This is a genomic window from Brachybacterium endophyticum, assembly GCF_003130585.1.
Lineage (GTDB): Bacteria > Actinomycetota > Actinomycetes > Actinomycetales > Dermabacteraceae > Brachybacterium > Brachybacterium endophyticum.
The window spans coordinates 332388-349059 of sequence record NZ_QFKX01000003.1; the positions used below are offsets into that span (position 1 = coordinate 332388).

Genomic DNA, 16672 nt, shown 5'->3' on the forward strand with positions numbered 1-16672 from the left:
CCGGGGCCCGATGTGTTCCCCGCGCGAGGAGCGCGGCTCAGCCCGCGCGACCCTGGAGCCCGGCCTCGGCCTCGGGCGTGGACCCCGGCACCTTCATCTCGAAGGTCTCGTTGACCACGGCGTAGTCGAAGTAGCCCATCCGGGCGATGGGCTGGATGCTGGGGATGTCCAGGCGCCCGTCGGGGGTGATCACCTCGTCGGCGACATGGATCTTCTCCACCTGGGCGTAGACGATGTCGATCGTGCCCACCGTGCTCGCGCCGGGCAGGCGGTGCGTGCTCAGGTAGCGGCACTCGAAGTGGACCGGGCTCTCGGCGACCATCGGCACCGTCGGAGCGAGGTCGGCGTAGCTCCTGGTCACCCCGGCGCGGTCGAACTCGCTCTCCTCGGGAGGGAGCACCATCGCGCTGATGTTCACGGCCTCGCGCAAGGCGTAGGTCGCCATGTTCCAGACGAACCAGCCGGTCTCCTCGGCGTTGATCACCGTGTCCTTGCGGCGGCCGTCGGGGTACTGGTTCGCCGAGAACATCACCATCGGCGGGTCGAAGGTGAGGTTCTGCCACTGGCTGTAGGGGGCGAGGTTCTCGACGCCGTCCTCGCTGACGCTCGAGAGCCAGCCGATCGGCCGCGGCACCGTGCAGCTCTTGAACGGGGAGTACGGCAGGGGGTTCGCCTCGGTCGTGGGGGAGTACTTCATGAGGTGTCCTCTCGGTCGTGGTCGATCGGTCGGTTCTCGGCCGATGGGTGGTCTCGCGCCGACTCCGCTCAGGCGTCGGCCGGGGTCGGTGCCGCGGATGTGCGGGCCTCGGCACGGATCTCCTCGCCCACGGCGAGGCGGATGCGGCGGGTGAGCACGAAGTACAGCCCGCCGGAGATGATGATGCCGAGCAGCCACGCGACCTCGGCGCCGCCCATGGCCTTCGCGATGGGCCCGGTGTACAGGTCGCTGCTGATGAAGGGGATCTGGCACAGCACGCCGAGCCCGTAGGCGAGGAAGGCGGGGCCCGAGAACCGTCCGTAGGCCCCGGTCGGCGTGAAGAGGGAGTCGATGTCGTAGCGCTCCCGGCGCACCAGGTAGTAGTCGACCAGGTTGATCGCCGACCAGGGCGTCATGAAGTAGAGCAGGAACAGCAGGAAGTTCGTGAAGTTGGCGACGAAGTCCGCGCTGGCCGGCAGGGCGATCGCGAGGGCGGCGAGCGAGATGCAGCAGATCAGCACGGCTCGCGCCCGCGGGGAGACGCGGTCGCGGCCGGTGAAGCTGGTCAGGATCGTCGCGACCGACATGTAGCCGCCGTAGGAGCTGAGGGTGTTGCCCGTCAGCTTCCCGGCGAGCACGGCGATCAGCACGACGATGGCGAAGGGGCCGCCCAGGCCGGCGAGGTAGGCGACCTGGTGCTCGGAGAACGCGGTGCCGCCCATCTCCGCGACCAGGGCTCCGAGCACCATCGCGAGGCTGCCGCCGATGACGCTGCCCAGGAAGGTCCAGCCGAAGGTCCGCAGCTGCGGCGTGGTGGAGGGGAGGTAGCGCGAGTAGTCGGCGATGTACGGGCCGAAGGTGAGCTGCCAGGACGCGGCGAGCGAGATCCCCAGGATGAAGGCCGGCAGGTCGAAGGAGGAGTCGGAGAACAGGGGACCGCCGACGGGGCTGATGAGCACCCGCAGCAGCAGGCCGAGGATGGCGACGGCGCTGAGCACGGTCGCCAGGTGCGAGAAGCGGTGGATGTAGCGGTACCCGAAGATCGCCAGCACCGTGGAGAACACCGCGAAGATCACCGCGCCGGCCCCGTCCGACACGTGCAGCAGCGATCCCATCGCCTGGCCGCCCAACACCAGGCCGGTGGCGTAGAAGCCGAGGTAGATCAGGAGCGCCAGGAAGAGCGGCAGGGTCGCCCCGTGGAAGCCGAACTGGGCGCGGCTCTGGATCATCTGCGGGACGCCCAGTCGGGGGCCCTGGACCGAGTGCAGCGAGGTGACGAAGGCCCCCAATATGTTCCCGAGGATCGCTGCGGGGATCGCCCACATCGCCGTGTTGCCCAGCAGGACGAACAGGGCGCCGGTGACGACCGCGGTGATCGAGGTGTTCGCGGCGAACCAGAGGAAGAACAGACTGCGGGCGGTTCCGTGACGCTCGGACTCGGGGATCCGATCGATGGAGCGTTGCTCCACGACGGGCGTGCGTGCCATGAGGGGGTCCTCCTTCGCAGTGCCGCGGGACGACCGTGCCCCGGGATCCCCATATACAACCAATATATTGGCGGGAGCGCCAGAGGTGACCGGGAATTCTCCGCGCACCGACGGGGGCATCCGTTGTCTGCTGTACTGGGCATCGGACCGCAGAGCGATCACGAGGCAAGGACGAGATGACAGCCAGAAGCATCGAGGGTGAGCCGACGGCACGCACCAAGGCCGAGCAGGCCTACCTGCGGATCGAGGCCATGATCGTCGGCGAGCAGCTCCCGCCCTCCTCGCTCATCTCGGAGTCACGGTTGATGGAGCTCACGGGCTTCGGTCGCACGCCGGTGCGCGAGGCACTCCAGCAGCTCGCCCGGGCACGGATGGTGGAGGTGCTGCCCCATCGCGGCGTGCTCATTCCCGCCATCTCGGTCGAGGAGCAGCTGCGGATGCTCGAGCTGCGTCGTGTGCTCGAGCCGCTGGCCGCGAGTCTGGCGGCCAGGCGGGCCGATGCGAGCGACCGGGCGCGCCTGTCGGCGCTGCTCGAGGAGCTGCGGGGCGACGTCCAGGACGCGACGGCCTACGCGGAGACCCTGCGGCAGGTCCATGAGACGGTCGGGCGTGCGGCCCACAACGCCTATCTGGTCGACGCGATCGCGGCCGTGCAGGGCCTCTCGCGCCGGTTCTGGTTCGCCCATCTGCGCGATGCGTCGTCGGAGATCGCGCGGGGCTCGGCCCTCTACGGGCAGGGGATCGCCGCCGTCCTCGACGGCGACGGGGAGGGCGCCGAGCGCGCCCTACTCGCCCTGAACGACTATCTCGTCGAGTTCACGAGAGCGACGTTGGACGAGCAGGGACGCGGGCTCGGCTGAGAGCGAGGATCACTCCTCGGCGTCGAGATCCTTCTCCAGGAGCTCGGCGAGGGCGGCGACCGACTCGTCGGCGCCGTCGCCCTCGGCCTTGAGCGTGACCTCGTCGCCGTGGCCGGCGCCGAGCGTCATCAGCATCAGGATGCTGGAGGCCTGGACGGCGTTGCCGCCCGCCTTCTCGATGGTGACGGTCGCGGGCTGCTCGCCGGCGGCCTTGGAGAAGATCGCGGCCGGACGCGCGTGCAGTCCGGAGGCGCTGGCGATGGTGACGGTGCGCTCTGCCATGGTTCAGCCTTTCGATGGGTCGCCGTGGGAGACGGCGGGCGGGGCGCGGACGAGGTGGCCGCGCGGTCTTCCGTGTACCCCGGGACGATATCGGACGGGCATGCCCGACGCCCGGGAGCTGGGCCCGGCGACCCGTGCGAGTCGCCGGGCACAGGATCAGAGGGCGGACTGCCTCCGGGAGATGCGGTCGGTGACCTGGGAGAAGAGCGGATGCCCCTCCTCGAGTCCCGTGATCGTGCTCGTGGCCGAGGCGGCGTCCTGGGTGCGCAGGATCTCCTGCAGCTGCGCGGCCTCCTCGTCGCCCTCGGGCGTGAACGCCAGGGCGGCGCTCAGCGAGTCCAGCAGCGCCGTCGCCTCCAGGCCGCGCTCGGCGAGCTCGGCGGCGGGGCCGACGATCCGGTCGTGCCGGGAGAGCTTGCGCAGAGGGGCGCGTCCCACGCGCTCGACCGGATCGGGCAGTGCACGGTTGTGGAAGCGCCCGAGCACCTTGGTCGCGTAGGCCTGGAGCGTCTCCTGGTCGAAGCCGTGCTTGGCGATCAGCAGTGCGGAGGTCTCCGCGAGCACGGCGCGCACGCTCTCCTCGACGGAGGCGTCCTCGATCGCATCGGCGATCGTCGCGTACCCGGCCGCCCAGCCCAGCCAGGCGGTGGTGGCGTGCCCGGTGTTGACCGTGAAGAGCTTGCGCTCGATGTACGGGATGAGGTCGTCCACCCAGGTGATGCCGGGGACGTCCGGCTCCTCGCCCTGGAACGGCGTGCGGTCCACCGCCCACTCGTGGAAGTCCTCGACGGTGACGTCGAGGCCCGCGGCCGGATCCTGCACGGGCACGATCCGGTCCACGGCCGTGTTCGCGAACAGGGCGCGCTCATCGAGGTCCTCGCCCGCGAAGTTCGCGCGGATCTCCTGCTCGAGGGTGTCCGTCGCGTTGATCGCGTTCTCGCAGGCCATCACGGCCGCGCGCGGGGCGCCGTCCGGGCGGGCGGCGAGCCCGGCGGCGATCGCCGGGGCCACGAACCGCAGGATGTGCACGCCCACCGCGGTGGTGACGATGTCGGCCGAGGCGATCTCCGCCGTCAGGGCGTCGAGGTCCTTCGCCGAGTTCACGGCGCGGAAGCCGTCGACGACGGTCTCGGTCGGCTCCTGGCCGACGGTGCGCACGGTGTAGGAGTCCGCTGCGTCGAGCGAGTCGATGAGGGCGTCGGCGACGTCCGCGAACACGACCTCGTAGCCGGCCTCGTGGAGCAGCAGCCCCACGAAGCCGCGGCCGATGTTCCCGGCGCCGAAATGCACTGCCTTCTTGGTGGCCATGGGTGGATCAGTCCTTGTCCTCGGAGAAGATGTCCAGGATCTCCTGCTCGGTGGTCGCCTTCTCGAGGCGCTCCACCTGGGCGGGGTCGGAGAACGTCATGGCGACGTTCTGCAGCAGGGAGAGGTGCTCGTTGCCCACGCCCGCGATGCCGACCACGAAGGTCACGGGGTTGCCGTTCCAGTCGATGCCCTGCGGGTAGCGCACGAACGACATGGCCGAGCGGGAGATCGACTCCTTGGCCTCGTTCGTGCCGTGGGGGATCGCCAGACCGTTGCCCATGAACGTCGAGACGGTCGCCTCGCGGTCGTGCATGGCGCTGACGTAGGCGTTCTCCACGGCTCCGGCGCGGACCAGCAGGGAGCCGGCCTCGTCGATCGCGGCGTCGGCCGAACCCGCCGAACCGTCCAGCACGATCGAGGAGGCGGAGAGGATCTCCGGCTCGGCGTCGGCCGACGGCTCCGCCGTGGCCGTGGCTGCCTCGCTCGGCTGCTCCCCGGTCGGGGCGGCCTCGGCGCGGTGCGTGTTGGCGGCACCAGCGGCACTCGCTGCGCCCCCGGCGGCCGCCGCCGTCCCCTCGCCGACCGTCGCGTCGACCTCGTCGGCCGAGGCCGCATCGGGGTTGTTGCGCTGCTCGACGAGCTCGACGACCTCGTCGTAGCGCGGGGAGTTCATGAACTGGTCGACGCTCACGTGGATCGCCGAGCCGGTGCGCTGGCGGGCGCGGTCGGTGAGCTCCTTCTGCGTCACTACCACGTCCCACTCGTCGTTCAGGCTCGAGATCGCCTTGTTGGTGACCTCGACGTCGTCGAAACCGGCGGACCGCACCTTCTTTCGCAGCACCGTCGCCCCCATCGCCGAGGAGCCCATGCCCGCGTCGCACGCGAAGACGATGCGCTCGATCGGGCCGCTGTGGGAGGAGTCGTCGGCCGCCGCGGCAGCACCCGCCGCGCCGCCGGCGGCAGCGCCACCGGTGAGCGCACCGGCGACCGAGGACTTCTTGCCCTTCATCTGCTCCATCTTCGCGGTGGCCGAGGCGATGTCGCCGTCGTCCTGCTTGCCGACTCGCAGCAGGATGGCGGCCAGCACGAAGCTGACGACCGTGGCTCCGAGGACGGCGATCGCGATGCCCAGATAAGAGTCCGTGGTGGCGTTGCCGAAGATCGCGATGATCGACCCCGGCGCAGCGGGGGCTCGGAGCCCGGTGTGGAACAGGACGTTGAGGAACACGCCGGTCATGCCGCCGCCGATCGCGGCGAGGATCAGGACCGGCTTCATCAGCACGTACGGGAAGTAGATCTCGTGGATGCCGCCCACGAACTGGATCAGCGCCGCTCCGGGGGCGGAGGCGCGTGCGGCTTCCCGGCCGAAGATCGTGTAGGCCAGCAGGATGCCGAAGCCCGGGCCGGGGTTGGCCTCGAGCAGGAACAGGACCGACTTGCCGTTCTGCGACGCCTCGGTGAGACCCAGCGGCGTCAGCACGCCGTGGTTGATGGCGTTGTTGAGGAAGAAGACCTTCGCCGGTTCGATGAGGATCGAGACCAGAGGCAGCAGGCCCAGGCCGATGAGGCCTTCCACGCCCGAGCCCAGCAGGTTCATCAGGCCGTTGACGATCGGAGCGAGGCCGTAGAAGCCGATCAGCGCCATGATGAAGCTGAAGATGCCGGCCGAGAACAGGTTCACCAGCATCTCGAAGCCGGCGGGGATCTTCTCCTGCCACAGCTGGTCGAGCTTCTTCATCAGCCATGCGGCCAGCGGGGCCATGATCATGGCGCCGATGAACATGTGGATCTGGCCGATCTGCTGATCCGGCGGCTGAGTCAGGTTCAGCTTCGCCACGAGCTCGTCGGACCCGGCGATCACGCCCATCGTCGCGACCACGCCGATGACCGCGCCGCGGGCCTCGTAGACCATCCGGCCACCGGTGTTCGCGATGAGCAGCGGCAGTAGGTAATGGATCATCGGGGTGACGAGGCCGACGTGCTCGGCTCCGGAGCCGTCCTTGAAACCGCCCAGCGCGGCGACGGGGGTGAAGCCGTCGGCGATGAAGAACGCGGTGAAGATGCCCCAGGCGATCAGCGCCGGGATGTTCGGCATCACCATGTTCGACAGCGACGTGCCGACCTTTTGCAGGACCACGCGCGGGTTGAAGGCGCTGGTGGTCTCGGTGGTTGTGGTCATGATCTTCCTCTACGACGACCCAGGGCGGGGAAGTGGCGACCCGGGTGGGGAACGGCGAGCCGGTGGGGACGCCGAGGCCGACGCGGAGGACATCCGCCGGTCTGCGAGGATTCTACGGCTGATGGGTCGGTGTCGCTGGGGTCGAATGTCCGGTTCTCGGTGTGCGCTCGGAGGACGCGACGGCGTCGTGAGCCTTCCCACGGCGTCCCTCGACGTCATCGATGTCGTCGTCGTGGTGGGGGAACACGAAGCGCCCGTAGGTGACGTAGCGGAACGACGTCGAGACGATCTGGCCGATCAGCGTGCCGGAGATGTTGTCGGCGAGCGCGGAGTCCAGCCCCAGGACGTACCGGGAGAAGCCCAGGCACCCCAGCTGCAGCACGGTGGCGATCACGTTGATCAGGACGAACAGGACCACCGATCGCGCCGTGCGCGGACGGGGGCGGTCGCCGAAGGTCCACAGGCGGTTGCCCAGGTAGGTCAGCGAGGTCGCGACGGCGATCGTGAGGATCTTGGCGAGGATGGGGTGGGGGTGCATCGCGCCCTGCCCCCAGCCCTCGGTCGGCGACCAGAAGACCAGCAGGTTGTACATCGCGGCGTCGAGCAGGAACACGAGGCCGCCGACGGTCAGGAACTTCAGGCTCGGCCCCAGATGACGGGCCATCAGCCCGGCATCGGTGGAGCGTGGCACGCGGAGCACCCTACCCGCCGCACCGCACCGCGCCTTGCCTGTCGTGCCTGTGGCCGCCCGCACGCGCGTATCGTGGGACGCCGCTTCGTCGCAGCGACGGCCCCGCGCAGGGAACTGCGTCCGCAGGCCTGGGAGCGCTCGACCCGCCGACCGTCATCGCCCGTGCCCGAGGAGGCTCCCCATGGCCCACGTCGCCCTGTCCATCGCCGGCTCCGAGGCCACCGGCGGCGCCGGCGCCCAGACCGACATCAAGACCTTCCACCAGCTCGGCGTCTTCGGGTCGGTGGCGCTCACCTGCATCGTCAGCTTCGATCCCGAGGACGGCTGGGCCCACCGCTTCGTGCCGATCGCCCCCGAGGTGATCGCCCAGCAGATCCAGTCGACCACCGCCGTGCACGACGTCGACGCTGTGAAGATCGGGATGCTCGGCACCCCGGCCACGATCGACGTGGTCGCCGCCGCCCTGCGGGAGCACGAGTTCGGCCATGTCGTGCTCGATCCGGTGATGATCTGCAAGGAGGGCGAGGTCGAGACCCCGGCCCGGGCGACCGACGACGCCCTGATGGAGAAGGTGCTGCCGCTGGCGACCTTCGTGACCCCGAACCTGGGGGAGACCAGGATCCTCTCCGGCCGCGAGCGCATCGAGAGCGTCGAGGAGCTGACCGAGGCCGCCCGCTCGATTCACGAGCGCTGGGGTGTGACAGTCCTCGCCAAGGGCGGCGTGGAGCTGACGGGCGAGGACGCGGTCGACGTGTTCGTCGACGACGAGCAGACGGTGCTGCTGCGCGAGCCCAAGATCGGGCAGTACCGCGTCTCCGGCGCGGGCTGCACCCTCGCCGCCGCGGTCACCGCGGAACTGGCCAAGGGTGCGAGCGCCCTGGAGGCCGCGCAGGTCGCCAAGGCGGTCGTCACCAGCGCGATCGTGAACCGCCAGAGCGGCCACGCCCCCTTCGACGCGGTCTACCAGGGGGCGTACCGGGGCTGATCGCCCCGGCCGTGCTCGATCGGGTGCGCTCAGGTGAAGGCGTCGGTGCGGGCGAACAGTCCCGGCACGCCGCCGGAGTGCATCAGCACCACGGTGTCGTCGGCAGAGAACTCGCCCTGCCGGACCAGGTCGATGAGTCCTGCGGCGGCCTTGCCCGTGTAGACGGGGTCGAGGACCACGCCCTCCGTGCGACCCAGCAGGCGCAGTGCCTCGACCATCCCCTCGGTGGGCAGGGCATAGCCGGGGCCGACGTAGTCGCCCAGGCCCACCGTGGCGGCGGCCGGGACGGGTGGGAGGTCGAGGCGCGTGGCCAGCGCGTCGACGAGGCCGCGGATCTTCGGCTCCTGCTCCGCGCGTGAGCGGCTGACGTTGATGCCGAGGACGCGCGTGCTGCTGCCCGCGGCGTGCAGTCCGGTGATCAGGCCGGCCTGCATGCCCGTCGATCCGCTCGGCACCACGATCGCCGTGACGTCCAGGCTCTGCTCGGCGAACTGGTCCAGCAGCTCGTCGGCCGCGTCGACGTAGCCCAGCGCCCCGGTCGCGTTCGAGCCGCCGATGGGGATCACGACGGGCGTGCGGCCCTGCGCCGTGAGCTCCTCGGAGAGCTCCTGCATCCGTGCGGGCAGGTCGGCGCCGTGGGGGAGGGCCTCCACCGAGTCCGCGCCGAGCAGGTCGAACAGCAGGTGGTTGCCGGTGTGCTGGGGCGGGTTCGCGCCCGTGCCCCCGGGGACGGGGTGACCATCGGGCCCGAGGTCCTCCTCGAGGACGAGGTGGCACTGCAGACCCTCCGCCCGCGCCGCGGCGAGGGTGAGGCGGCAGTGGTTGGACTGGACGCCGCCCGCGGTGATCAGGGTGTCGGCGCCCTGATCGAGAGCCTCGGCGACCAGGAACTCGAGCTTGCGGGTCTTGTTCCCGCCCAGCGTCAGCCCCAGCTCGTCGTCGCGCTTGAGCCAGATGTCCGGCCCGCCCAGCTCCGCGCTCAGGCGCGGGAGGTGCTGCAGGCGGGTCGGCCCGTCGGTGTACCGGCGGCGGGGGAATGTCGAGAGGTCCATGGGATGTCCTCGGGTCTCGGGATGGCCGTGGTGACGGGGCGGGTGGGAGGAGGACCCCTCACGCGGCGGCCGGTTCCACGTCGGCGCTCTCCTCGTCGGCCCTGTCCATCCAGTCCTTCCCGTCGAGCGTACGGGCCACGAGCATGCTGCTGGCCTGGTCGCCCACGGAGTTGACGGTGGTCGCGGGCGGGTCGATGACGGTGCCGATGATCTGGACGATCGGCAGCGCGGAGGTGGGGAAGCCGTAGAGGGTGATGATCATCAGCTCGCCGATGAACCCGCCCGAGGGGATCCCCGCCATCACCATGCCCGAGAGCAGGGCGACGCCGATCCCGATCAGCACGTTGCCGGGGGTGAAGAAGTCCCGCTGGAACACCGCGAACAGGAAGGCAATCTTGAGGATCGCGCTGAGCGAGGAGCCCTCCATGTGGATGGTCGCGCCGATCGGGATGATGGTCTCGCGGATGTCGCGCGGCACCCCGATCTTCTCGCCGGCCCGAAGGTTCGCGGGGATCGCGGCCACCGAGGAGGAGGTGCCCAGCGACACCGCCGTCGGCTCGATCGCGTTGGTCCAGAACCGGCGCACGCCGCGCCGGCCGCCGGCCAGGAAGGCGTAGAGCGTGAAGGCGAACAGGAAGTAGAGGATCGCGACCGGGTAGTAGACGAGGAAGGCCCGGATGTAGTCGCCCACCAGCTGCGCGCCGAGCTCACCGATCAGGGCCGCGAAGTAGGCCCCCAGGCCGATGGGCGCGTAGTACATGATGATCGAGGTGAAGCGCAGGAAGACCTCGGTGCCCGAGGTGAGGAACCGGGAGAACGGCTCCCCCTTCTCCCCGATGCTGCTGGTCGCGGCGCCGACGATCACGGCGAAGACGATCAGGGCCAGCATGTGCTCGCTGGAGAGGATCTTCGAGAAGTCGTCGACCACGAAGGTCCCCACCAGCTGATCGCCGATCGACCCGACGTCCTCGACCGAGTCGGGCTCCTCGAGGGCGATGCGGATCCCGTCGGTCGCGTGGAAGAACCCGAGGGCCGCGATCATGATCAGGGAGGCGAGGATCCCGGTGGCCGCGAAGATCCCGAGCATCGCGCCCATGATCTTCCCCAGCCGCTTGGCCGAGGACATCCCCGCCACCGCCGAGGCGATCGAGAAGAACACCAGCGGCACCACGAGCGTGAACATCATGTTGATGAACAGGGTGCCGAAGGGCTTGATGACCGTCGCGCGATCGCCCAGCACCAGGCCGACGATCGCGCCGATGACGACACCGGTGAGGATCGCGAGGGGGAAGCGGTAGGCGCGCAGCAGTCGCCGGGCGCGGGACGGGGTCCGCTGCGAGGGGGATGCGGATCCGGTCTGGGAGGCGGGATCGGGCACGACGGGCGTCCTTCCGGACGGAGGAGGGTCGGGTCCTCGGCACCGTACCCCCACCCGTGCCCCGACGGGCCGTGCCCGCCCCTGCTGCGCGTCGCGTGGACAGAACGCCCGGATCAGGGAATGCTTCCCGGTATGACCGAGCACACCCAGGACACCTCGTCGGCCACGAGCGCCGACGCCGAGCGGGCCGAGCCCGTGATCTCCGTGCGCGGCATCGACAAGCACTTCGGGGACTTCCAGGCCCTGAAGGACATCGACCTGGACATCCACCGCGGCGAGGTCGTCGCCCTGATCGGTGCGTCCGGCTCCGGGAAGTCCACGCTGTGCCGATGCATCAACCGCCTGGAGACCATCAGCGCCGGCGAGATCCTCATCGACGGGGAGCCGCTGCCCGAGGAGGGGCGCGAGCTCGCCCGTCTGCGCAGCGACGTGGGCATGGTCTTCCAGTCCTTCAACCTCTTCCCGCACCTGCGGGCCGTCGAGAACGTGACGCTGGGGCCCACGAAGGTCCGCGGCGTCCCCAAGGCCGAGGCCACGAAGGAGGCGATGGGGCTGCTCGCCCGCGTGGGGCTCGAGGGCAAGGAGCACAGCCTGCCCACCGCGCTCTCGGGCGGTCAGCAGCAGCGGGTGGCGATCGCCCGCGCCCTTGCGATGAAGCCCAAGGCGATGCTGTTCGACGAGCCCACGTCGGCCCTGGACCCCGAGGTCATCAACGAGGTGCTGGACGTGATGACCGAGCTCGCCGAGGCGGGGATGACGATGCTCGTGGTCACCCACGAGATGGGCTTCGCCCGCCGCGTGTGCGACCGCGTGGTGTTCATGGACGACGGCGAGATCGTCGAGCAGGGCGAGCCCGAGCAGTTCTTCACCGCCCCGGAGTCCCAGCGCGCCAAGGACTTCCTCTCCAAGATCCTGCCGCACTGATCGCGCGCGGCTCCCCGCCCCATCCCCGCCGACCGAAGGAGTTCCCCATGACCACCAGCAGCTTCCGGCCCGGCCGACGCAGCGTCGTCGCCGCCGCGGCAGCCCTCCCGCTCGGTGCGGCGCTCGCCGCCTGCTCCTCGGACACCGGCGACGCCCCGTCGCTGGACAAGAAGGACGACCCGGCGACCAAGGCGTACGACGAGGCCGTCGCGGGCGGGCCCGTCGCCGAGGACGCCGACGTCGAGAAGAACGAGTGGGCCGCGGCGATCAAGAAGGCCGGCAAGCTCTCGCGCGGCGGCACCACGGCCAACCAGGTGTTCTCCCTCGTGGACCCCACCTCGAAGAAGGTCACCGGCTTCGATGCCGGCATCACCCAGCTGCTGGCCCGCTACATCCTGGGCAAGGGCGGGGAGGAGAAGGTCGACTACGTCGACACCACGGTCGACACCCGCGAGAAGATGGTCCAGAACGGCACCGTGGACTGCGTGATCGCGACCTACTCGATCACCCCCGAGCGCCTCGACAAGATCGACTTCGGCGGCCCGTACTACCTCTCGGGCACCGCGATCCAGGTGCGCACCGAGGAGAAGGACACCATCACGGGTCCCAAGGACCTCACCGGCAAGAAGCTCGTCACCCAGTCCAACTCGACGGGCATCCAGGCCATCGAGAAGTACGTGAAGGACCCCGACGGGAAGCCGCAGACCCTCGCCGACAACGAGTCCTGCGTCGCGGCCCTCAAGCAGAAGCGCGTGGACGCCTACGTGCTCGACCAGGGCGTGCTGCTGGGCAACTCCAAGGCCGACCCCGAGGTCACCGTGGTCGGCAAGCCGTTCACCGAGGACCCCTACGGGATCGGGCTGAAGAAGGGCTCCGACGCCCTCGACTTCGTCAACGGCTTCCTGAAGAAGATCGAGGACGACGGCACCTGGAAGAAGCTCTACGAGGCCACCGTCGGCCAGGTCACGGAGGACGAGACGCCGGACCCGCCGACCATCGGCGAGATGCCGAACTGATCCACGGCCCGGGGGAGGAGTCGCACCGATGCAGGTCATCCTGGACAACTGGCCCCTGCTGCTGCAGGGGATCGGCACCACCGTCGCGCTGACGGTGCTGGGCTACGGCTTCGCGCTGGTCCTGGGCACCGTGCTGGCGGTGTGCCGGGTCAGCCCGATCCCGCCCCTGCGCTGGGCGGCCACCGTGTACGTCGAGATCTTCCGCAACATCCCGCTGCTGAGCCTGCTGGTCCTGCTGGCCTTCGGCCTGCCGGACGCGGGCCTTCTGCTGCCCTACTTCTGGTGCGGGGTGCTGGGGCTGACCCTGTCGGGGGCAGCCTTCGTGTGCGAGAACGTGCGCTCGGGCATCAACACGGTCCCGATCGGCCATGCCGAGGCCGCGCGCTCGATCGGGCTGGGCTTCTTCGGCGTGCTGCGCCACGTGGTGCTCCCGCAGGCCTTCCGCACCATGGTCCAGCCGCTGGTGAACGTGTTCATCGCGACCGTCATCGGTTCCTCGCTGTGCGCGGCGATCTCGGTCGTCGAGATCACCTACGTCACCCAGCAGCTGAACATCGCCTCCGCCCAGGCGGTGCTGCTGTTCGTGGTCGCCGGGGCCCTCTACCTCGCGCTCTCGCTCGGCGTGGCCTACGCCGGTCGGCGTGTGGAGCGAGCGGTCTCGCCCGGGGGCGGCCGCTCCCCGCGCACGGCGGGCAGTCGGACGGGGGTGGCGCCGGCATGAGCGCGAACACCACCGCCACCCAGGTCCTCTTCGACGCACCCGGCCCCCGTGGCAGGCGCCGCATCCTGCTGCTGTCCGTCCTCTCGGTCCTGCTGATCCTCGCTCTGATCGGGGCGGGCCTGTGGCAGTTCCAGCGCAACGGCCAGCTCGCGGCCGACAAGTGGATCCCCTACCTGCGGCGCGACTACCTCGCGTTCCTGGGCAAGGGCCTCGCGGGCACCCTCGAGGCGACCGCGGTCGCGGCCGTCATCGCCTTCCCCTTCGGCCTCGTCCTCGCGCTCGGCCGGATCTCGCGCCTGCGCGCGCTGAGCACGGTCGCGGCCGTCTGGATCGAGTTCTTCCGCGGCATCCCGATGCTGCTGGTCGTCTACGCGTTCCTGCTGGCGCTGCCCGCCTACGGGGTCACCTTCCCGCGGTTCTGGATGCTCGTCATCCCGATGATCCTGGTCAGCTCCGCGACCACCGCCGAGGTCTTCCGTGCGGGCATCGGCGCCGTGGACCGCGGGCAGAACGAGGCCTCGGCCGCCGTGGGGCTCACCCACGGGCAGACGATGCGCTACGTGATCCTCCCGCAGGCCGTGCGCCTGGTGCTGCCCAGCCTGATCCTGGCCCTGGTGAGCCTGCTGAAGGACTCGACCCTGGGGTACGTGGTGAGCTTCAACGAGCTGCAGTTCCAGGGCAAGACGATGGTCTCGATCACCCGCTTCCTGGTGCAGACCTACCTCGTGGTCTCGGTGATCTACATCGTCCTGAACTTCCTGCTGACCAAGCTCGCCGGTCTGCTCGACGTCCGCATGCACCGCCGTGCGGCCGAGGGCAGCGGCCGACGGTGACCGGCCGTGTCCCGCCCACCACGGGCCTCGATGGCGTAGTCTCGGACGGACATTTCGAACATCTGTACGACGATGCCCCTGCAGGGAGGCGGCCGTGATCCGTTTCGACCACGTCGGGAAGACCTATCCCGACGGAACGACCGCGGTCGAGGACTTCTCCTTGACCGTTGACTCGCACGCGAGCGTCGTGCTCGTGGGCACCAGCGGCTCCGGCAAGACCACCCTGATGCGGATGGTCAACCGCATGGTCGACCCGACCTCGGGCCGCGTGCTCATCGACGACGAGGACGTGGCGGCCATGGACCCGGTGAAGCTGCGCCGCCGCATCGGCTACGTCATGCAGGCCTCGGGCCTGCTCCCGCACCGCACGGTCGCCGAGAACGTGGCGACCGTCCCGCACCTCGAGGGCGTCTCCCGCCGCCGTTCCCGCTCGCGGGCGCTCGCCCTGCTGGAGATGGTGGGCCTGGACCACAAGCTGGGCGACCGCTACCCCTCCCAGCTTTCCGGCGGTCAGCAGCAGCGGGTGGGCGTGGCCCGCGCCCTCGCGGCCGACCCGAACATCCTGCTGATGGACGAGCCCTTCGGCGCCGTCGACCCGATCGTCCGCGCCGAGCTCCAGAAGGAGCTGCTGCGGCTGCAGAGCGAGCTGGGCAAGACCATCCTGTTCGTCACCCACGACATCGACGAGGCCTTCCTGCTCGGCGAGAAGGTCGTGATCCTGAAGCCGGGCGGCGTCGTCGCCCAGGAGGGCACTCCCTCCCAGATCCTCGCCGACCCGGCCGACGACTTCGTCGAGACCTTCGTGGGCAGCGGCCGCGGCAAGCGCGCCCTGCACCTCGAGGAGGTCGACGGCCGTCAGGTCGTGGTCGACGAGAGCGGCCGGCCGACGGGCGTGCTGCACGCGGCGCCGGAGTCGCGCTCGTGACCTGGATCCTGGCGAACCTGGGGCTGCTGGGGGAGCGGCTCCTCGCCCATCTCGGGCAGGCGCTCCCGCCGATCGTCCTCGCCTTCGTGCTCGCCATCCCGATCGCGAAGCTCGCGAACTCCCGCGGCTGGCTGCGCGGCGGCCTGACCGCCGGCGCGGGGCTGCTGTACGCGGTCCCCTCGCTGCCCCTGTTCATCGTGCTGCCGATCGTGCTGGGCACCGGGATCCGCTCGAGCGTGAACATCATCGTGGCGCTGACCATCTACGGCCTCGCCCTGATGGTGCCCAGCGCCTCCGAGGCCCTGCGCTCCGTGTCCGGCTCGACCCTGCAGTCGGCCACGGCCCAGGGGTACGCGCCCTTCGCCCGCTTCTGGAGCGTCGAGCTGCCGCTCGCGGGGCCGGCCCTGGTCGCCGGGCTGCGCGTCGTCGCCGTCAGCACGGTCTCGCTGGTGACCGTCGGCGGTGTGCTGGGCGTGCCGAGCCTGGGCATGCTGTTCGTCGATGGCTTCCAGCGCAACATCACCGCCGAGATCCTCAGCGGCATCGTGCTGACGGCCGCGCTCGCCGTGGCCCTGGACCTGCTGATCGTGCTCGGGGGCAGGCTGCTGCTGCCGTGGGCGCACTCGCGGACGGGAGGCGGACGATGAGCCAGCTCCTCGAAGCCTTCGCCTGGATCGGCGATCCCACCCGCTGGTCCGGTCCCGGCGGCATCCCCGTGCGTCTGGCCGAGCACCTCTGGTACACCGCGCTCGGGGTCGCGATCGCCGCGCTGATCGCCGTGCCCGTCGGCCTGTACGTCGGCCACAGCCATCGCGCCCGCGGCCTCACCGTCGCGATCAGCGGTGCCGCCCGCGCCCTGCCCACCCTGGGCCTGGTCACCCTGTTCGGGCTCTGGTTCGGCATCGGGCTGACGGCGCCGATCCTCGCCTTCGTCGTGCTCGCGATCCCCTCGCTGCTGGCCGGCGCCTACTCGGCCTGCGAGTCCGTGGATCCCGACACCGTGGACGCCGCCCGTGCGCAGGGGATGACCGAGTGGCAGATCCTCACCCGCGTCGAGGTGCCGCTGGGCATGCCCCTGCTGATCTCCGGTCTGCGCCTCGCGGTGGTCCAGGTCGTCGCGACCGTCATGCTCGCCTCCTACATCGGCAACGGGGGCCTGGGCCGCTTCATCTTCCTGGGCCTCAACCTCCAGGACTACCCGCAGATGCTCGGCGGATCGATCCTGGTGGTGGCCCTCGCGCTCGTGCTCGACGTGCTGCTGCGTCTGCTCGAGAGGGGCATCTCCCCGCGCGGCGCCGCCCGCGTCTGAGCCCTCGGTCCCGCAACACCACCGC

Annotated in this window: 17 protein-coding genes; 9 read left to right on the top strand and 8 right to left on the bottom strand. The window is 70.2% G+C overall.

The genetic code is table 11. The features are described from left to right. Positions 1-37: 37 nt before the first annotated feature. The gene (locus DEO23_RS10305) at positions 38-697 is read right to left on the bottom strand and encodes a flavin reductase family protein (protein WP_109275925.1); all 660 of its coding nucleotides are present in this window, start codon (positions 695-697) and stop codon (positions 38-40) included. A 68-nt stretch (positions 698-765) separates the two neighbouring features. Then, the gene (locus DEO23_RS10310) at positions 766-2184 is read right to left on the bottom strand and encodes a purine-cytosine permease family protein (protein ID WP_109275926.1); all 1419 of its coding nucleotides are present in this window, start codon (positions 2182-2184) and stop codon (positions 766-768) included. Positions 2185-2360: 176 nt separating this feature from the next. Here DEO23_RS10310 and DEO23_RS10315 point away from each other — a divergent pair, with 176 nt between their 5' ends. Beyond that, positions 2361-3044, top strand: coding sequence for a GntR family transcriptional regulator (locus DEO23_RS10315; RefSeq protein ID WP_109275927.1), 684 nt, complete (start codon positions 2361-2363; stop codon positions 3042-3044). A 9-nt stretch (positions 3045-3053) separates the two neighbouring features. Here DEO23_RS10315 and DEO23_RS10320 read toward each other — a convergent pair whose 3' ends face one another. From DEO23_RS10320 to DEO23_RS10335, 4 genes are all read right to left on the bottom strand, one after another. Continuing rightward, the gene (locus tag DEO23_RS10320; RefSeq protein ID WP_109275928.1) at positions 3054-3326 is read right to left on the bottom strand and encodes an HPr family phosphocarrier protein; all 273 of its coding nucleotides are present in this window, start codon (positions 3324-3326) and stop codon (positions 3054-3056) included. A 156-nt stretch (positions 3327-3482) separates the two neighbouring features. After that, on the bottom strand, positions 3483-4634 hold the full coding sequence (locus DEO23_RS10325; protein WP_109275929.1) for a mannitol-1-phosphate 5-dehydrogenase: 1152 nt from the start codon (positions 4632-4634) through the stop codon (positions 3483-3485). Positions 4635-4641: 7 nt separating this feature from the next. Beyond that, a complete protein-coding gene (locus tag DEO23_RS10330) occupies positions 4642-6813 on the bottom strand; it encodes a PTS sugar transporter subunit IIA (RefSeq protein ID WP_109275930.1) in 2172 nt (723 codons plus the stop codon). 112 nt (positions 6814-6925) lie between these two features. Further along, complete coding sequence (locus DEO23_RS10335; protein WP_240613345.1) at positions 6926-7504, bottom strand: GtrA family protein; 579 nt, start codon at positions 7502-7504, stop codon at positions 6926-6928. 181 nt (positions 7505-7685) lie between these two features. Between DEO23_RS10335 and DEO23_RS10340 the strand changes: the two genes are divergently transcribed. Continuing rightward, positions 7686-8489, top strand: a complete 804-nt coding sequence (locus DEO23_RS10340; protein WP_109275931.1) for a hydroxymethylpyrimidine/phosphomethylpyrimidine kinase — start codon at positions 7686-7688, stop codon at positions 8487-8489. Between the two features lie 29 nt (positions 8490-8518). Here the strand turns inward: DEO23_RS10340 and DEO23_RS10345 are convergent, their stop codons facing one another. Next, positions 8519-9541: a D-cysteine desulfhydrase family protein gene (locus tag DEO23_RS10345; RefSeq protein ID WP_109275932.1), complete on the bottom strand. Its 1023-nt coding sequence runs from the start codon at positions 9539-9541 to the stop codon at positions 8519-8521. A gap of 58 nt (positions 9542-9599) precedes the next feature. After that, positions 9600-10919: a dicarboxylate/amino acid:cation symporter gene (locus tag DEO23_RS10350; RefSeq protein ID WP_240613346.1), complete on the bottom strand. Its 1320-nt coding sequence runs from the start codon at positions 10917-10919 to the stop codon at positions 9600-9602. 132 nt (positions 10920-11051) lie between these two features. Here DEO23_RS10350 and DEO23_RS10355 point away from each other — a divergent pair, with 132 nt between their 5' ends. From DEO23_RS10355 to DEO23_RS10385, 7 genes are all read left to right on the top strand, one after another. Beyond that, positions 11052-11843 carry an amino acid ABC transporter ATP-binding protein gene (locus DEO23_RS10355; RefSeq protein WP_109275933.1) on the top strand — a complete coding sequence of 264 codons (792 nt, stop codon included), beginning with the start codon at positions 11052-11054 and terminating at the stop codon, positions 11841-11843. 47 nt (positions 11844-11890) lie between these two features. Further along, a complete protein-coding gene (locus DEO23_RS10360) occupies positions 11891-12859 on the top strand; it encodes a glutamate ABC transporter substrate-binding protein (protein ID WP_109275934.1) in 969 nt (322 codons plus the stop codon). 28 nt (positions 12860-12887) lie between these two features. Then, positions 12888-13580 carry an amino acid ABC transporter permease gene (locus DEO23_RS10365; protein WP_109275935.1) on the top strand — a complete coding sequence of 231 codons (693 nt, stop codon included), beginning with the start codon at positions 12888-12890 and terminating at the stop codon, positions 13578-13580. Continuing rightward, positions 13577-14413 carry an amino acid ABC transporter permease gene (locus DEO23_RS10370; RefSeq protein ID WP_109275936.1) on the top strand — a complete coding sequence of 279 codons (837 nt, stop codon included), beginning with the start codon at positions 13577-13579 and terminating at the stop codon, positions 14411-14413. The genes DEO23_RS10365 and DEO23_RS10370 overlap by 4 nt, the downstream gene beginning before the upstream one ends. Positions 14414-14507: 94 nt before the next feature. Next, a complete protein-coding gene (locus tag DEO23_RS10375; protein ID WP_109275937.1) occupies positions 14508-15338 on the top strand; it encodes an ABC transporter ATP-binding protein in 831 nt (276 codons plus the stop codon). Next, positions 15335-15985, top strand: a complete 651-nt coding sequence (locus DEO23_RS10380) for an ABC transporter permease (RefSeq protein WP_109275938.1) — start codon at positions 15335-15337, stop codon at positions 15983-15985. Before DEO23_RS10375 ends, DEO23_RS10380 begins: the two co-directional genes overlap by 4 nt. Further along, positions 15982-16647 carry an ABC transporter permease gene (locus DEO23_RS10385; RefSeq protein WP_109275939.1) on the top strand — a complete coding sequence of 222 codons (666 nt, stop codon included), beginning with the start codon at positions 15982-15984 and terminating at the stop codon, positions 16645-16647. The genes DEO23_RS10380 and DEO23_RS10385 overlap by 4 nt, the downstream gene beginning before the upstream one ends. The last annotated feature ends 25 nt before the right edge of the window (positions 16648-16672 follow it).

What these genes read in the sequence shown, in the direction of transcription:
- DEO23_RS10305 (WP_109275925.1), bottom strand. Translation starts at nt 697, where the DNA reads ATGAAGTACTCCCCCACGACCGAGGCGAACCCCCTGCCGTACTCCCCG.
- DEO23_RS10310 (WP_109275926.1), bottom strand. Translation starts at nt 2,184, where the DNA reads ATGGCACGCACGCCCGTCGTGGAGCAACGCTCCATCGATCGGATCCCC.
- DEO23_RS10315 (WP_109275927.1), top strand. Translation starts at nt 2,361, where the DNA reads ATGACAGCCAGAAGCATCGAGGGTGAGCCGACGGCACGCACCAAGGCC.
- DEO23_RS10320 (WP_109275928.1), bottom strand. Translation starts at nt 3,326, where the DNA reads ATGGCAGAGCGCACCGTCACCATCGCCAGCGCCTCCGGACTGCACGCG.
- DEO23_RS10325 (WP_109275929.1), bottom strand. Translation starts at nt 4,634, where the DNA reads ATGGCCACCAAGAAGGCAGTGCATTTCGGCGCCGGGAACATCGGCCGC.
- DEO23_RS10330 (WP_109275930.1), bottom strand. Translation starts at nt 6,813, where the DNA reads ATGACCACAACCACCGAGACCACCAGCGCCTTCAACCCGCGCGTGGTC.
- DEO23_RS10340 (WP_109275931.1), top strand. Translation starts at nt 7,686, where the DNA reads ATGGCCCACGTCGCCCTGTCCATCGCCGGCTCCGAGGCCACCGGCGGC.
- DEO23_RS10345 (WP_109275932.1), bottom strand. Translation starts at nt 9,541, where the DNA reads ATGGACCTCTCGACATTCCCCCGCCGCCGGTACACCGACGGGCCGACC.
- DEO23_RS10355 (WP_109275933.1), top strand. Translation starts at nt 11,052, where the DNA reads ATGACCGAGCACACCCAGGACACCTCGTCGGCCACGAGCGCCGACGCC.
- DEO23_RS10360 (WP_109275934.1), top strand. Translation starts at nt 11,891, where the DNA reads ATGACCACCAGCAGCTTCCGGCCCGGCCGACGCAGCGTCGTCGCCGCC.
- DEO23_RS10365 (WP_109275935.1), top strand. Translation starts at nt 12,888, where the DNA reads ATGCAGGTCATCCTGGACAACTGGCCCCTGCTGCTGCAGGGGATCGGC.
- DEO23_RS10370 (WP_109275936.1), top strand. Translation starts at nt 13,577, where the DNA reads ATGAGCGCGAACACCACCGCCACCCAGGTCCTCTTCGACGCACCCGGC.
- DEO23_RS10385 (WP_109275939.1), top strand. Translation starts at nt 15,982, where the DNA reads ATGAGCCAGCTCCTCGAAGCCTTCGCCTGGATCGGCGATCCCACCCGC.